Source organism: Luteibacter jiangsuensis (assembly GCF_030812295.1).
GTDB classification, from domain to species: Bacteria; Pseudomonadota; Gammaproteobacteria; order Xanthomonadales; family Rhodanobacteraceae; genus Luteibacter; species Luteibacter jiangsuensis_A.
In genome coordinates, this window is the sequence record NZ_JAUSSK010000003.1 from 791150 (window position 1) to 804894 (window position 13745).

General features: G+C 58.4%; 15 protein-coding genes. 7 read left to right on the forward strand and 8 right to left on the reverse strand.

Annotation, left to right across the window (positions count from 1 at the left end):
* Nucleotides 1-603: 603 nt before the first annotated feature.
* The 4 genes from J2T07_RS13570 to J2T07_RS13585 form a co-directional block, all read right to left on the reverse strand.
* Nucleotides 604-2148: a recombinase family protein gene (locus J2T07_RS13570; protein WP_306850614.1), complete on the reverse strand. Its 1545-nt coding sequence runs from the start codon at nucleotides 2146-2148 to the stop codon at nucleotides 604-606.
* A 101-nt stretch (nucleotides 2149-2249) separates the two neighbouring features.
* Nucleotides 2250-2801 (reverse strand): RICIN domain-containing protein, encoded by a 552-nt coding sequence (locus J2T07_RS13575; RefSeq protein WP_306850615.1) that lies wholly within the window; start codon nucleotides 2799-2801, stop codon nucleotides 2250-2252.
* A 119-nt stretch (nucleotides 2802-2920) separates the two neighbouring features.
* Complete coding sequence (locus J2T07_RS13580) at nucleotides 2921-3157, reverse strand: hypothetical protein (RefSeq protein WP_306850616.1); 237 nt, start codon at nucleotides 3155-3157, stop codon at nucleotides 2921-2923.
* Nucleotides 3158-3167: 10 nt separating this feature from the next.
* Nucleotides 3168-3449, reverse strand: a complete 282-nt coding sequence (locus J2T07_RS13585; RefSeq protein ID WP_306850617.1) for a hypothetical protein — start codon at nucleotides 3447-3449, stop codon at nucleotides 3168-3170.
* Between the two features lie 1738 nt (nucleotides 3450-5187).
* Here J2T07_RS13585 and J2T07_RS13590 point away from each other — a divergent pair.
* The 5 genes from J2T07_RS13590 to J2T07_RS13610 all read left to right on the forward strand — a co-directional run bounded on the left by J2T07_RS13590 (nucleotide 5188) and on the right by J2T07_RS13610 (nucleotide 10350).
* Nucleotides 5188-6357, forward strand: coding sequence for a hypothetical protein (locus J2T07_RS13590; RefSeq protein ID WP_306850618.1), 1170 nt, complete (start codon nucleotides 5188-5190; stop codon nucleotides 6355-6357).
* A complete protein-coding gene (locus J2T07_RS13595) occupies nucleotides 6357-6809 on the forward strand; it encodes a hypothetical protein (RefSeq protein WP_306850619.1) in 453 nt (150 codons plus the stop codon). The genes J2T07_RS13590 and J2T07_RS13595 overlap by 1 nt, the downstream gene beginning before the upstream one ends.
* Before the next feature lie 156 nt (nucleotides 6810-6965).
* Complete coding sequence (locus tag J2T07_RS13600; RefSeq protein WP_306850620.1) at nucleotides 6966-8588, forward strand: hypothetical protein; 1623 nt, start codon at nucleotides 6966-6968, stop codon at nucleotides 8586-8588.
* A 50-nt stretch (nucleotides 8589-8638) separates the two neighbouring features.
* Complete coding sequence (locus tag J2T07_RS13605) at nucleotides 8639-9835, forward strand: helix-turn-helix domain-containing protein (RefSeq protein WP_306850621.1); 1197 nt, start codon at nucleotides 8639-8641, stop codon at nucleotides 9833-9835.
* Nucleotides 9836-9843: 8 nt separating this feature from the next.
* Nucleotides 9844-10350 (forward strand): DUF4411 family protein, encoded by a 507-nt coding sequence (locus tag J2T07_RS13610; RefSeq protein ID WP_306850622.1) that lies wholly within the window; start codon nucleotides 9844-9846, stop codon nucleotides 10348-10350.
* A 73-nt stretch (nucleotides 10351-10423) separates the two neighbouring features.
* Here J2T07_RS13610 and J2T07_RS13615 read toward each other — a convergent pair whose 3' ends face one another.
* Nucleotides 10424-10726 (reverse strand): hypothetical protein, encoded by a 303-nt coding sequence (locus tag J2T07_RS13615; RefSeq protein WP_306850623.1) that lies wholly within the window; start codon nucleotides 10724-10726, stop codon nucleotides 10424-10426.
* A 99-nt stretch (nucleotides 10727-10825) separates the two neighbouring features.
* Between J2T07_RS13615 and J2T07_RS13620 the strand changes: the two genes are divergently transcribed.
* Complete coding sequence (locus tag J2T07_RS13620; RefSeq protein WP_306850624.1) at nucleotides 10826-11377, forward strand: hypothetical protein; 552 nt, start codon at nucleotides 10826-10828, stop codon at nucleotides 11375-11377.
* A 140-nt stretch (nucleotides 11378-11517) separates the two neighbouring features.
* Here the strand turns inward: J2T07_RS13620 and J2T07_RS13625 are convergent, their stop codons facing one another.
* From J2T07_RS13625 to J2T07_RS13635, 3 genes are all read right to left on the reverse strand, one after another.
* A complete protein-coding gene (locus tag J2T07_RS13625) occupies nucleotides 11518-11736 on the reverse strand; it encodes a hypothetical protein (RefSeq protein ID WP_306850625.1) in 219 nt (72 codons plus the stop codon).
* Between the two features lie 237 nt (nucleotides 11737-11973).
* Entirely contained in the window at nucleotides 11974-12249 is a 276-nt protein-coding gene (locus tag J2T07_RS13630) for a hypothetical protein (RefSeq protein WP_306850626.1), read from the reverse strand.
* On the reverse strand, nucleotides 12233-12694 hold the full coding sequence (locus J2T07_RS13635; RefSeq protein WP_306850627.1) for a CC0125/CC1285 family lipoprotein: 462 nt from the start codon (nucleotides 12692-12694) through the stop codon (nucleotides 12233-12235). The genes J2T07_RS13630 and J2T07_RS13635 overlap by 17 nt, the downstream gene beginning before the upstream one ends.
* A gap of 391 nt (nucleotides 12695-13085) precedes the next feature.
* On the opposite strand from J2T07_RS13635, the gene J2T07_RS13640 reads away from it, so the two are divergent.
* Nucleotides 13086-13721 (forward strand): hypothetical protein, encoded by a 636-nt coding sequence (locus J2T07_RS13640; protein ID WP_306850628.1) that lies wholly within the window; start codon nucleotides 13086-13088, stop codon nucleotides 13719-13721.
* The last annotated feature ends 24 nt before the right edge of the window (nucleotides 13722-13745 follow it).

Sequence of the window (13745 nt, forward strand, 5' to 3'; positions counted from 1 at the left end):
CATGCGTTAGTGGTGCGTTTGCGTCGGAAGCGCTTAACGACGCCATGGAACGAATCATGTTCCGGAGAGCGTCCATTTCTCAGGATGCGAGGGCGAAGACGCTGGGAATTCGTGCGAGTGGCTATCGTGCTGCTACACGTGCCGCCGAGGTCCGTCTGCGCTCCTGGCTGCTCATGGCATCTAGACGCCTCTTGGTGGCCCTCGGCTAAGGAGCCTAATCACGCTGTGGCCCGCTACGATCGTTAGCTAGAGGACGCAATTCGACCTCTAGCATTCCTTGTAGTGTCCTCAGGTGTCCTGGCTCGTGGCGTGCAAGCCAGTTCACAAGTTCTGCTTGTCTCAGCAGCCTAGCGATGCTTCCCCTAAGAATGACAAATTCCAGAATGTGAACCCCTTCGTCCGTCCCGCTGCGGGCTGCCCTAGCGGAATGAACGAGCGCATTCGCGGCCAGCCCGTGTCGCGCAAGCAAGGCCGCGAATGAAGTGTCGGTTTTGAGATATTCAAGGGCCGCCCCCGCACTGACGATGCAGGCCTCGCACATCGTGACAAAGTTCGAAAGAGCTATCTGCTCATTACGAAGCCGTGCCGCAGTAGCTAGCTCGGTCAACCACACGCCACTGCACTCATGGCAGACACGATTGCGAGATCGCGGAGTACATGTAGGGACGTAAAGGTGTGCGCCTCAAGGAGAGGCCCGTTCTCGTTCCGGAGGCTTATCCGCCCAGGGCCGCACGCGATGCGAGGGAGTACCACGTAATCAATGGGCACTGCGCCGTCCGGGGTCATCCTGGCGAAGACCACGATATCAGTGTTCATGGGCGTGCGGCGAGATACCCACCGGGGACGGCCTTTGTACTGAGATGCCTGAAGAATGACTGCGCTTATCGTCCATGCGTCATCAACATGTATTACCCAACCGTCTCTGCGGGTTCGTGAACCTGACTCATCGATGATCTCAGTGATAAAAGTCGTCAGGCTTTCTCTCCACCCCTTAAGGCGCAGCCTAGGTACGACGAAATCCAGGTTTCTTTGGGCTTTGTAGCCCACTATCTCGTAAAGCTCTCGCATGCTCCCAAAGCGGTTCCTGTACTGCGAATACACCACGCCCGGTTCATCGCGAATTTGCTTGATGCTGAGAAAGCCATCCCTCGCCAAAATCCGCCGTGCGGTCTCCAGCATCTCGCTCGTAGTGGGTTCCTCCCGCTGGCGTGCTAGACGCTCTGCTGCTTTATAGAACAGGCCTGGGGGAACGATTCCCTCAAAGGCTGAATCTTTTCGGGCCCATGCCGATGGAGGGTTGTAAACGGTTCGTTGCTTGAGCTTCTTGCTACAGCGGGAGAAAACGTTGTTGCCAATGTATTTTTCGTTTACGAGTATGCGCCTGATGGCACCATAGACCCAGCGACGACCGAGAAGATTAGGAATTTCATCGGCATTTAGCCGAATCGCTATCTGACGTAGAGATCTTCCGCCGACGTACTCACGAAATATCCGCCTGACGACAGCCACTTCGTTTGCTGGGCCCGGTACGAGGATAATTCTATCGGTGTAGATGCTTTTCCGCTGACCGAACTGGAGTATGCCCTTTCGGGCTCCCTCCGCATCAATCAGCATCCGCCTCATTCCATAACCCGAGTAACCTCCTTGCCGGAACCCTAGGCATGTCCCCCTGTATTGTCCCGCATACACTTTTTCAGACAGTTCGCGACTGAATTCGGCGGCCATGGTGCGTTTCAGGCCCTTGAGGATCATCGCCAGCGGCGAACCGTCATTGTCGAATAGCTCGGCGACGTAGCAGACCTTTATTCCAGCCTGCGTACACAGGAATTCGTAGTAGGCGGCTTCGTCCGAATTCTGGAATCGGCCCCAGCTACTGACGTCGTACACAAGGACTACCTTGAACTCTGCATAGCCTGACTGCACGTCTGTAATTAGCCGTTGCAGGGCATCCCTCCCGCCAATATCCAGGCCGCTTCGTCCCTGATCGAAGTAGCTTCGGACGACACGCATGCCGTGTTCTTGCGCATAGGCTGCTATGGCGATGGATTGATTGACCGGGGAGCATATCTGGAGATCCGTGGACATGCGGATATACTCCGCCGCTGGGACGGGCAATCGACCCCTGCCTGTAGGGTCCGGGGCGCTCATGGATGAGGCCGAAGATTAGATATCTTGGACGCTACGCCGAGCGGCGTCACTTAGCAACGCTCTAGGATTCGGGGAGTGGGTAACTCCCCGAATCACCAGCTTTAGACCCCGATCATCTTCCAACGCGTGGACTGGTCATTCGTCGCCCCACATCCATTTGCTTCAAATGGGCGATAGAACGTCGCATCTGCCTTCAGGCACCAATGGGTTGCCACGCTGACGATGTGGCGGGCAAGAAGGGGGATAGGGAACGTATTCGTCCCGACGGTGAGGCTTTGGGTGGGCGCCTCAATCGTAAATTGCTGAAGTGGGTCATTGACATTGCACACGTGCTGGCGAAGCCCGATGGCTCCTGTCGTCGGGTCTACGTTCTCTGCAGCAGCACACATCCCCGAGCCCACGTTAACGATCCTAGCCATGGAAGCACCCGAACTAAATGCGTACACCTGAAAGGCCCACGACTGATTGGACGTGCCCGTGCACGGATACAGCTGAATAATCGCTCCGTCGGCGGTAGAGAAGTCCACGACGTCCCAGCACTGGTTTGTGAGGTTCGACACGATTGCGGACGAAGGCGCTGCCTGGGCATTTGCGTGGGGCGTCATCACTAGCCCGGCGAAAGCCAAGAAAAGGCCGAGGATACTGTTCTTCATATATCTTCCCTTTGGAGCCGCGATATGGCGGCGACGTATCCTCCATAATGCAAGGGGTGCTGTCTGTAGGTTTCCGCCTACAATCGTAAGCGCCGACCTACGTCAGTACTATAAGCACGTCACGGCAGGTCGGCTTGGTGGTCTTCGTCCACCCAATAAATCGGTTTGTGAGCGGACCATTCGATCTCGCGGGCTAGGGAGTCGTCCATGGGATTGCCCTTGAGGATGGCCTCGACCATGCGCTCTGAGGTTCCTAGGATGTCAGCCTGCTCACGTAAGCTGCTCACGCCGTCCGCCTCCAATTCGCGCAAAACCGTGGCGAGGTTGGCCCGCCTGATCTCGGAGATACTGGTCATGACTGAAGGATCACAAAGGATCAAAGCCGATGGCATCGAGAGCGTGGGCTAAGGCGAGCATTGCCTCGCCATAGTTCTGCCGTGGGGCGGAGCCGGGCGGGCCGAGCCTGTCCAGCACTCTAGCGCCAGCCAAGACGATATCTTCCAGGCCCGCCGCGTCAGCCTTGGCGATAACTAGCTGTGCACGAAACCTCGCTTCGTCGAAGTCACGGGCAAGGGCCGCATCGTTCATGGCTGCCGAGTCACGCACGATCGCGGCGATAGTAAGGATGCTCTCGGTAGCAGGTTTCATCGGCTGAGTGTAGCCAGGACGATAAACCAGCGAGTTTATCTTTCATGGGACGGAAATACATCCCGAGGACGACTATATACGCAGGGACCCTTGCCGCCTCAAGGCCCTACCTCGCCCGACGCCGTGCCGGGTAATGCACGGCTCTTCTTTTGCCAGTGGGCGGAACTGGTCTAACTATCATCGAGGCAAAATCATGGGCGGCGGAAGCTCTCAACCAAAAAACACGACGACCACGACGAAGACCGAACTCCCGCCGTGGCTGGCGAATGCGTATCAGGGCTTCTTCAATTAGACGAATGCCGTCAATGACAAGCCCTACCAGTCCTATCAGGGCCCCCTGAACGCTAATCCGACCATCGATCAAACCTACGCGCTGGAATTGGCCCGTTCTGGTGCGCAAGGCAATCCATAGCAGACGGCCGCGCTCAATCAGCTTCTCGGCGGAAGCCAGAACGTGCAGGCGCAAGCCAGCCCCTATGCTGGTCCGAACCAGTATCTCGATCAGGTTATCGGTAATTCCAACCGGGACATCACTGATGCCTATCAGCGAGGTGCTGGCGTTGGGTTACCCACGCAGTTCGCCTAGGGTGGAGCCTTTGGTGGCTCGGCGATGTAGCAGGCGCAGGACTCAAGCAAATACCAGCTTGCACAGACTCTCGCCGACAACACAAGCAGCCTTCGATATCAGGACTACAACGCCCAAGCTGATCGCTGGCAGCAGGGGTTCCAAAACCAGCTAGCCGCATCTCAGAACAACTCGCAGAACATCCTGGGCGCATCTTCGGGCCTTAATGGTGCGGGTGCGCTATAGGCGCAGTTCAACGGCCAATACGGCCAGCTTGCGCAGATCCAGCAGGACAAGGCTCAGGGCGACATCGACCAGGCTTACAACGACTGGTACCAGCAGAAGTTCGGCTACGACCAGCAGCGGCTTGCGAACTACGGCAACGCGCTCAACTCCGTTGCGGGCCAGTTCCAGGGATCGGCTACGTCCGGGCTTAACCCGGCATATAAGCCTCGCACTGTCGGCGGTGCGGTTGCTGCCGGTGCGGGTGGTGCTGCGACTGGTGGAGCGATTGGTGCCGCCATTGCGGGTGGCTCGGCGGGTTCCGTCGCCCCAGGTTGGGGCACTGCCATCGGTGCCGCCGCTGGCCTCGCGTCCTACTACCTCTAAGGGGGCCATATGGAATACCTGATTGTGCTTACCCCCGAGAGCGTTGCCGCAAGGGCTCACGTGATGCCGGGCGGAATGCCGTACTGGCTTCCGAGTGACGACGCCGAGACCAGGATCATTTGCCCAACCCTACGGTGCACGTGGATAGACGGCTCTCTTCCGAGCTTCCTGCGGGTCGAAATGCTTCCGGACCACAACGGCATCCGGAACATTGTGTGGTTGCCGACAAATGAGGTCGTCACCATCTTTGAGCCAAACCATAATCCAAGCGTGGCCGTTAACGCGCCCACACTCGTGCACTAAGGCGGACAACACATGGCAATTCTCGATGGGCTTCTCGGGCCCACCCCAGGCATCACGGACGACGAACGTCGCTAGCTTGCTAATAGCGGACTGCTTAATGCTGGTCTGTCTATCCTGGCTGCTAACAGTCAACCGGGCGTGACACCAATTTAGGCGATCTCCGGTGGTCTGCTGGGTGGCATCAACTCCGCTCAACAGGGAGCGCGGCAGCTTCAGGACGACAAGTCTCAACAGCAGCGGATGCAGTTTCAGCAAACGCAAATGGCAGATCAGCAGGAACAAATGCAGCGTCGTCGGGCAATTCAGGATTTGGCTCTGAAACACGTCACGCCGGGCCCTGACGGAAAGCCGGTTTTCGACCAGCAGGGATATGTTGCGGAACTGGCGAGCATGGACCCACAGGCCGCGATGGAATTGCACCAGAACGAACTGCGCAACAAGCTAACGGAACTCCAGACCCAGAAAACGCAAGATGAATTGAACACGAGGGACATCACGCAGGGCTCCAACGTTCTCCATCAGACGCGGCCTAGTGCTGACGCACCGTGGGTGACTGAAAGCACGGCTCCGCGCTGGCAACGGCCGTCTGGCGGAGGTGGTGAGCAAACGGCCATTGAGCGGAATGCGGGCTTCCTGATGAAGCAGGGTTATTCCCGTGAGCAGGCGCTCCAAGCTCTCGGCCTGCCTCTCCCTGGAGGTACGACAGACGCACAGGGCTATGCTCCCGGCACTCCCAACGGCGAGGACTTCCTCAAGACGCTTCCGGCTGACCGTCAGGGCGTTGTCCGTGCAGTGGTGGAAGGCCGCTACCCCGTTCCCACGGGTAAAGCTGCGACCTCGCCGTGGTGGCAATCTGTCGTACAGGATGCGCAACAGGTCGACCCGACGTTTGAGGCGGGCAGTTATCAGGCACGCGCAGCGGCACGTAAGGATTTCACGTCAGGGGCTACCGCGAAGAACATCACGGCACTCAACACGGTAGCCCACCATCTCGACCAACTGCTTGAGCAGGGAAAGCAACTCAACAATGGTCGTTTCCCGCTCTGGAACAGCATTGCGAACTCGGCAGGCACGCATGTGGGCAAGGATGCAGTGAACAATTACAACCTCAATGCGGACGCTGTTGCCGACGAACTGGCGAAGGTCTTCGCGGGTAGTAGTGGGGCACTGGCCGACCGCGAACAGATCCGCTCCCGCCTCGATGCCAGCCTGTCACCGACACAGCAGGAGGGTTTTGGACGCACAGCGGCCAGCTTGATCGAGGGCCGCCTCGCGGGTCTTCAGGCACAGCTTGACCAGGGTTTGGGGTACGGGTCCAAGAACATTCAACTCGTAAGCCCTGATGCCAACGCGTTGTTCACCAAGTTCAAGGGCGGAGAGAAACCCAAAGCTGCGGCGAACGGTGGCTGGTCTGCACGGAGGGTCGACTGATGCCTGTTTTTCACGTTACCGGCCCGGACGGACACACGTACGAAATCAACGCCCCGGAAGGCGCTACCGAACAGGACGCTATCCAGTACGCCCAGGCGAACCTCGCTCAGCCAAGCGGGGGTGCTCCCGCGCCCACCCAACCGCAGCCTTCTGCCGCTCAGCCGGAACAATCCTTCATGGATAAGTTGGGCGATCAGCTGACGTACCAGTACGACCAGTTGAACCAATTCGGTAACAACCTCGTTGATCCGATCGCACACCACTTCGCGAGTATCCCGGTTGGCCTCGCCCAGCTTGGCATGCATGGCGCAAAGGCCGTCGGTGACGTCATAGCCCCCGCAGACAACACGCTCTCCGGCCTGATTACCGGAAAGCAGGATGGGAACTGGATCGACCGACAAACCGCCGCCTACGACAAGTGGGTGCAGGACCGCGAGAACGCCTACCAGTAGTCGGTGCCGGACAATTACGCGAGCTATGCGGGCGCCACGATTGGCGAAGTGCTCCCATGGGCAACCGGGCTCGGTGAGGCTAGGGCGCTTGGGCTACTCCCTACCGCCACCAAATTGGGCGGTAAGCTAGGCCTACTTGGTGCTGAAGGCGCCGTCATGGGCGCGACCCAGCCCGTTACGAACGGCGGGCAGAATTACGCCATTGATAAGGCGATTCAGGTAGGTGCGGGTGCAGCTACGGGGCCGGTACTTTATGGCCTTGGCGCGGCAAGCAAGGGTATAGGCAACGCTGCCCAACACATCACTAATCCGCAGGCCATCGCCGACGCGAACATTGCCCGCCTGTATGGGGCCGATGATGCGACGGTGCAGCGATTGGCTAATGCCCCGGCGTTCGTCCCCGGGGAGGTTCCTTCGGCTGCCCAGGTGTTGCAGACGCCAGAGGCGGTGCAGGCCGAACGGATGCTCCGGAATAACCCTGCATCGGCACCGGCTTTCGTCGCGCAGGACAATTCCAACAACGCAGCGCGCATGGGGCTGTTGCAGCAGATCGCGGGTACGGACGACGACCTGGCGGCAGCGGTGCAGGCACGCCGTGACGCCACGTCCCCACACTTCAAGGACTATCTGTCGCCCAGCAACCCGCAGCAGCGTTACAAGACGGCAGTGGGGCTGTTGGGAGACGTGAAAGGGCAGGTATTCCGACCCGACTACGAGGCCCTTCAGCAAGCGAAGTCCATCGCCTCCAAGGTCGCTCGTGGGACGCTGGACGAGGGGCAGGGTGCCGACCTTCTGAACCAGATCACGGTGAAGACCAAGAAGGCGCAGAAGGTGCTCGACCAGGCCATCACCGCCATCAATCAGAATATGGTGGACCCCAGCCGGATCGCTAGCCAGCTTGCGGAGCTTACGAAGTCCGGCAATCCCACCGTGGCAGGGGCGGCCCGCCAGCACCTCGACCTGATCGCCCGAAACGCCGACGAAACCGGAATGGTCCCTGCTCGGGCCCTTGACGATATGCGGCAGAACATAGGGAATATGCTGTCCGCAAACGCCACTAACGGCGTTGTCGGCTCTCAAGAGGCTGCCCTGTATGGACCGGTCACCGCCAAAATTGTCTCTACTCTCGACCGAGCGATACCGGGCTATCGTAATAACCTGGCGACGTACGCCAAGCTTTCGCAGCCCATCAACGACATGCAGGCCATCCGAGGGCTACTTGACCCTAACGCTCCGGGTAGCCTTAACACTGCTGGCGATCCACAGCTTGCAGTCGCTCGTGTAAAGCAGGCCCTACGGTCGGACGACAAGGCCAACTACGGCCTGAGTGACCAGGCACGGGCTCAGTTGGAGAGCGTACGGGACAGCCTCCAGCGTCGCGGGATCTCCGATCAGAAGATCGCAGCGGCGGGTCCGGGGACGGCAGCTGACCTTCAAGCCCAAGGGCTGCTCTCAGGGGCCATTTTCGGCAAGAACCTGGGGAACCACGGCGGGTGGCTGGGCCGATCCATCGGTAGCGGCATTGGGGGCCTCCTGGGCTCCGGCCTGGGCGGCATCGAGGGTGGTCTCCTGGGCTCCAGTCTCGGCCTGGGCGTTAGCGACGCTATCGGAGCAGCCAATTCACGCGTAGCGGCTCGTACAGGGCAGACGGCGGCAGACGCGGGAGCTACGGCAGAGGCCATCAGGCGTTGGATTGGGAAGCAGCCCAAGGCCCAGCGGCAAGGACTGCTTGACCATTACCTTTACGGCCTTCCCGCAGCCACAGCCAACGAGCCCTGATCGGGTAAAGGGGTCTGGTACTATTTCACTGGGACGGGAGTTGGCTCTAAGTGGAACGTAACTCTATCAATCCGGCGGTACTTGTCTGGGCGCGGGAATCCGCAGGTCTGGACTTGGCTGAAGCTGCTCGAAAGATCGGGCTGTCCGCGAGCCGTAACCTAAGCCCTGCTGAGAAACTTGCTCAAATCGAGCAAGGTGCGCGAGCCGTCACCGCCTCGCTACTAGAATGCATGAGCAAGGCGTACCACCGCCCACTCATTGCATTTTACGCGGCTACGCCGCCCCCAACAGGAGAGCGCGGGGCGGATTTTCGGACCCTGCCTCCTGACCGACGACGTGAAGATGCGCCAACAATTGACGCGCTCATCCGCGATATTAAGGCACGTCAAGCCCTTGTCCGAGAGTTAGTTGAAGACGATGAAGGGGTCGAGCCGATCCGCTTCGTCAATTCTCTAACAATGGATACGCCCATCAACATAGCTGCGCAGGCCATAGCTGGAGCACTAGGGTTCACTAGCCGAGAGTTCAGGCGTGGACCGGTCGAGGCTGGGTTCGCGTACTTAAGGGAGTTGGTAGAGCGCACCGGCGTATTCGTGCTGCTAATGGGAAATTTAGGTTCCAGTCACACCAACATTAGCGCGGAGGTCTTCCGAGGCTTTGCTGTCGCAGATCGGTTTGCTCCGTTCGTGGTTATAAATGACCAAGATGCCAAGGTTTCTTGGTCATTTACGCTTCTGCATGAGTTGGTACATATATGGCTCGGCGAGTCAGGAATCAGCGGCGGTTCCGCGGACAGTCGAATTGAGCGGTACTGTAACGACGTAGCGAGTGCACTCCTCTTGGATCAGGCGGAGCTTGAGCGTTTTGTCTGGACTGGCGACGACCAAGCGCTAGAAGCCATAAATCAGATTGCGCACGAGGCAAGGGTCAGCCGAAGTCTTGTTGCCTACCGTCTGTTTCGCTCGCACGTTGTAACGGAGATAGTTTGGCGCACGCTCACTGACCGTTTTAGGCAGGAATGGCTGGCAGAGCGCGAGCGCCTGAAAGCGATTGAGAGATCAGCAAGAAAAGAAAAGCCTGGGGGCCCTAGTTATTACGTCGTGAAGCGCCACAAGCTAGGTGATGCGCTGGTCGACCTTGTTCGACGTTCCGTGACTGAAGGTAACCTGACACCTTCGAGGGCAGGACAAGTCTTGGGTGTTAGCGCAATGAATGTCCAGCCGCTTATCAGCGGCAAAGCGGCATAGGGATTGTGATGCTTTATCTACTTGACGCGAATGTCCTCATAACGGCGAACAATCAGTACTACGCTCTCGATGCGGTCCCTGAGTTCTGGGACTGGATGCTCCATGTCGCGGGAGCGGGGCACGTGAAGATGCCTCGGGAGACGTTGGCAGAGTTGAAGGGAGGCAATGCCCAAAAGGATGCTCTCCACGCCTGGGCGGCTAGGCAAGACGTCAGGGACGCTTTAGCCCTACGAGAGGACGTAGATGCTGATTTGGTGAGGAAGGTGATTGCTGAGGGATACGCCCCAGATCTACGCGATGACGAGTACGATCTTCTCGGGCAAGATCCCTTTCTGATCGCCCACGCACTTCGCGCTCCCCAGGACCGTGTCGTAGTCAGCATGGAGGTATCAAAGCCGTCACTCGCTCGGGCTAGGCGGAAGGTGCCCGATGTGTGTAAAACCTTGAACCTCAGGTGCCGTGACACTTTCCAGTTCCTTCGCGAGATGGGCTTTCGGACCAACTGGAAGACGTAGTGCCGGTCGTTGTCGTGATTCGTTTTCCGACGCTATAAAAGAGACGGAAGGTGGGTTTTCTGACACGTAAAAGTCAGTCAGTCGATTTCTTCCGTGGTTTGTATGGTCGCAGCCGTGTCGGTGAAAGATTGCGATAGGGTGCCAGCGGGGAGGCGGCAGCAGCCAGAGGAATGGCCGGTTGGTCCCAGGGCAGCGACTTGGCGATGGCATCGTAAAGGGCTACCCGCTCGTACAACTTCTTCCCCATGAAGCGCCTGGCCGACAGGCCATAGTCGCTTTCCCTGGCTTTGAACTGGCTCACCGATACCCCGCAGTAGTGCGCGGCCTCGTCGACGGTGAACCAGTCCTTGCCCGCGATGTTGAATTCGTTGGGCATGGGCCCTCCCGTTGGTTGGCATGCTGGTGGTTCGATGGTATCTAAGGGCAGCCAATACCAATGCAGCCATCCGGTTCAATGCCAAGGATGCCGTTCCGCATGAAACCCTGTCTCTCCCTCGCGACAATGTCTCTCGTTGCGTGCCTGGGTTTTTCGTCACTCGCCTTGGCTGATGTTTCCGAGTTCAAGTACCTGAGAGACGCCATCGCCACGAACCCGATCCTGACGACGTTCCAAAAGGTCGCGAAGTATGCATATCCGCCGGAATGGGATCAGATAATTTCTCGCTTTGCACCCGTGGACGGCTCATGCAGCGCGGAGACTTCCGCCAAGCTTGCGGCCATGAACAAGAGTGACGCCCGGCGCTTCGTGGACGAGCATTCCGTCCTGGGGCATTTCGTGGTTCGTGGCAGCGCTGATCCATCGGTAGGCAAGCCGGTCGGCGTCGTACTGTTCTTCCCCATGGACTTTTCGAAGACCATTAAGGAGGGGGAGACTCTGAACCTTACGAGCCTTGCCAAGACGCCGATCACCGTGCGAATCGTAAACGGGGAGGTATTTGTCGGTGGCTATAAGGTTGACTGGGAGAACTCCGTAAATACTGACGAGGGTGCAATTATCGCCATCGATGGGTGCGAGGCGCTGAATTGATCTTGCGGCTAGGACCGCCTACAGAGGGGTGTCTATCGGAGGACATGCCCGGCACCTATAGGGTGGTAGCACCCCAGGAAGCTATGCCCCGTAGTGACCCCCTTCCAGGCGGCTTCAGCGCATTTCTAAAGTAGAGGCTGTTAGACCGGCTGAGCGACGAAGTTGGGATTCTTCTGAAAGCTGCCGGCAATAATTTCGCCTGCGACATCGACCTTCCAGGCACCCACGATCGCGTGCGGTGGCACGGTATCCGAGGGGCCGAAGTTTCCAGAAATCACGTAGACCCAGCCACCCGGGTTTTGTCTGGCCTCTTCGCGCATGGCATCGCTAATCTGTGTCGCGGGATCGAATTCCGTCATTCGAGCTTCCTTGAGGGCGATTGATTTATATCAATGAATCAAACGACCGCCGTGTGCTCTCCGGTCGCATGCTGGAGTGACCCGAAATCGCCCTCTAGGGGGTACTCCATCGAGGATGCGGCGATGACCCGGTAGGGTGGTAGCGGGTAGGGCGGTAGGTACGATGGAGGGGTACTCCAGAGGCAGGAGCCTAGATCACTAAAGTAGTGATGAATAGCAACGGAACGACATGGCCTCTCACTTGATACGTGTTGCCTCAACGGTCTCGTTGTCATCCGTGTTGATTAGCTTGTCATCACACACCACGATTTCTGTCATTGGCAGCCAAAGCGAGCTGTCGATGCGGTCGAGCGACGACACTTCCCATATTGTTCCGTCGTTGAGGACGATGATTCCTCCATCGTCGGTCACAGACCGAACCCAGTAGCCACTTTCGCACGCGAGAGCTTCAACTGACGTTGCGCCAAGGGTGATGATGACGATTATTCGCCAGTACTTATCGAGTGACAGCATATGCCTTCATCCGGTACTTGTTGCGGATGCTCGACTGGATAAAGGCCACGTCGAACGCCTGGACGCCCTCTGGCTGGCCCTTGAAGCAGCGGACCATGAGCTTGCTGTTGGGCTTTACCATCGGGAACACGCCGCCCGTAGAGACAGCCGTGTTATCCCCGTAGGCGGCCGTGTTGACCGTGACCGCCCCCGTGGTCGAGGACTCCGCCCCATTGAGGATGGCGAAGTGGTCGCAGCCCAGGGCCTCCGACTTGTCTGCCGCCCGTAGAATTGCGAAGTCCGAAGCCTGCTCGGGCGTCGTGTAGGCATTGGCCGCGAAGTTGACCATGAACGTGTCTGGCGACAGTTGGGTCTCGCTGAACCCCCCGGACCAGCCCTTGGTTTGGTATCCCGTTGCACAGCCTGCCAGGCCCACGGCCAGCACGGCGAGAATTGCCTTCCTCATGCCCATCCCCCTCAGTGGCTCACCCCGGGGCATATTTTAGGCTCATTTAGGCTAATCAGTTCGTGAGTAACTATGTGAGTAACTGCTGTATATGCGACTCAGATACATTGCAAAAACTTCGGTTGTGGTGCCCCCCTTGGCACCAACAACGGTTTCAGCGGAGGCACTCCGTATCGAAACCACAGAGAAACCCGCCATCTGGCGGGTTTTTTTGTGCCCGTAGAATGCCGGCCGATCTCACGGCGTCCCAGTGACCGACGCGAATGCGCCACCTTTGGCACATGGCGAACGGGACACTCCGTGACAGCTTCACATTGCCTCTCGCGGCTGGTTGCGACGCCGGTTCCCGTACGGCGAGGCGGAACGCGTCCTTTTCGACATGGAGACAGGTATGTTTGGCCAGCGATTTCTTGTGATCTATTCAGGCGTCCTCACTGCGGTTTTTGCGGTGTCGATGCTGACGGGTTTTACGAAAACCCCTGCTACGTCGTTCGATGAGCTCAATGTGCAGCGAATTAACGTGCGAGAGGCTGACGGCACGCTTCGGATGATTATCACTAACGGCGCGAGAATGCCTGGGGTGATCGTCAAGGGCAAAGAACAGCCGAAGGTGGATCGACCACAGGCCGGAATGATCTTTTACAACGATGAAGGCTCGGAGAACGGCGGTCTGATTTTTGGCGGAAAGCGGCTCGCCAACGGAGACGTCGTGGATGCTGGAGGAAGCCTGTCGTTCGATCGCTATAACGCGAATGAAGTCGTGAAGCTCATAGGTGTCAACGAGAAGACCGATAGCTTCGCGGGTCTGGCCATCTCGGACAGCGAGGAAGGCGGTCCGAACCATCGACGTGTATGGGTGGGACGGTCCGATGACGGGTCGGCGTCGCTATCCCTGATGGATGCCACGGGGCATGAACGCATTCAATTGTCCGTGCCTGCCACCGGCACGCCCCGGATCGCGTTTCTCGACGAGCATGGCAAGGTCGTAAAAACCTTGAGCGGCGGTGGCGATTCCGGCCAACGATAACCAAAAGGGGCACAAAAGACCCCG

Bases quoted from the DNA above. Each gene is read 5' to 3' on its own strand.
- J2T07_RS13620 (WP_306850624.1), top strand. From the start codon at position 10,826: ATGAAACCCTGTCTCTCCCTCGCGACAATGTCTCTCGTTGCGTGCCTG.
- J2T07_RS13590 (WP_306850618.1), top strand. From the start codon at position 5,188: ATGGCAGATCAGCAGGAACAAATGCAGCGTCGTCGGGCAATTCAGGAT.
- J2T07_RS13635 (WP_306850627.1), bottom strand. From the start codon at position 12,694: ATGAGGAAGGCAATTCTCGCCGTGCTGGCCGTGGGCCTGGCAGGCTGT.
- J2T07_RS13600 (WP_306850620.1), top strand. From the start codon at position 6,966: ATGGGCGCGACCCAGCCCGTTACGAACGGCGGGCAGAATTACGCCATT.
- J2T07_RS13610 (WP_306850622.1), top strand. From the start codon at position 9,844: ATGCTTTATCTACTTGACGCGAATGTCCTCATAACGGCGAACAATCAG.
- J2T07_RS13595 (WP_306850619.1), top strand. From the start codon at position 6,357: ATGCCTGTTTTTCACGTTACCGGCCCGGACGGACACACGTACGAAATC.
- J2T07_RS13585 (WP_306850617.1), bottom strand. From the start codon at position 3,449: ATGAAACCTGCTACCGAGAGCATCCTTACTATCGCCGCGATCGTGCGT.
- J2T07_RS13575 (WP_306850615.1), bottom strand. From the start codon at position 2,801: ATGAAGAACAGTATCCTCGGCCTTTTCTTGGCTTTCGCCGGGCTAGTG.
- J2T07_RS13640 (WP_306850628.1), top strand. From the start codon at position 13,086: ATGTTTGGCCAGCGATTTCTTGTGATCTATTCAGGCGTCCTCACTGCG.
- J2T07_RS13570 (WP_306850614.1), bottom strand. From the start codon at position 2,148: ATGAGCGCCCCGGACCCTACAGGCAGGGGTCGATTGCCCGTCCCAGCG.
- J2T07_RS13615 (WP_306850623.1), bottom strand. From the start codon at position 10,726: ATGCCCAACGAATTCAACATCGCGGGCAAGGACTGGTTCACCGTCGAC.
- J2T07_RS13580 (WP_306850616.1), bottom strand. From the start codon at position 3,157: ATGACCAGTATCTCCGAGATCAGGCGGGCCAACCTCGCCACGGTTTTG.
- J2T07_RS13625 (WP_306850625.1), bottom strand. From the start codon at position 11,736: ATGACGGAATTCGATCCCGCGACACAGATTAGCGATGCCATGCGCGAA.
- J2T07_RS13630 (WP_306850626.1), bottom strand. From the start codon at position 12,249: ATGCTGTCACTCGATAAGTACTGGCGAATAATCGTCATCATCACCCTT.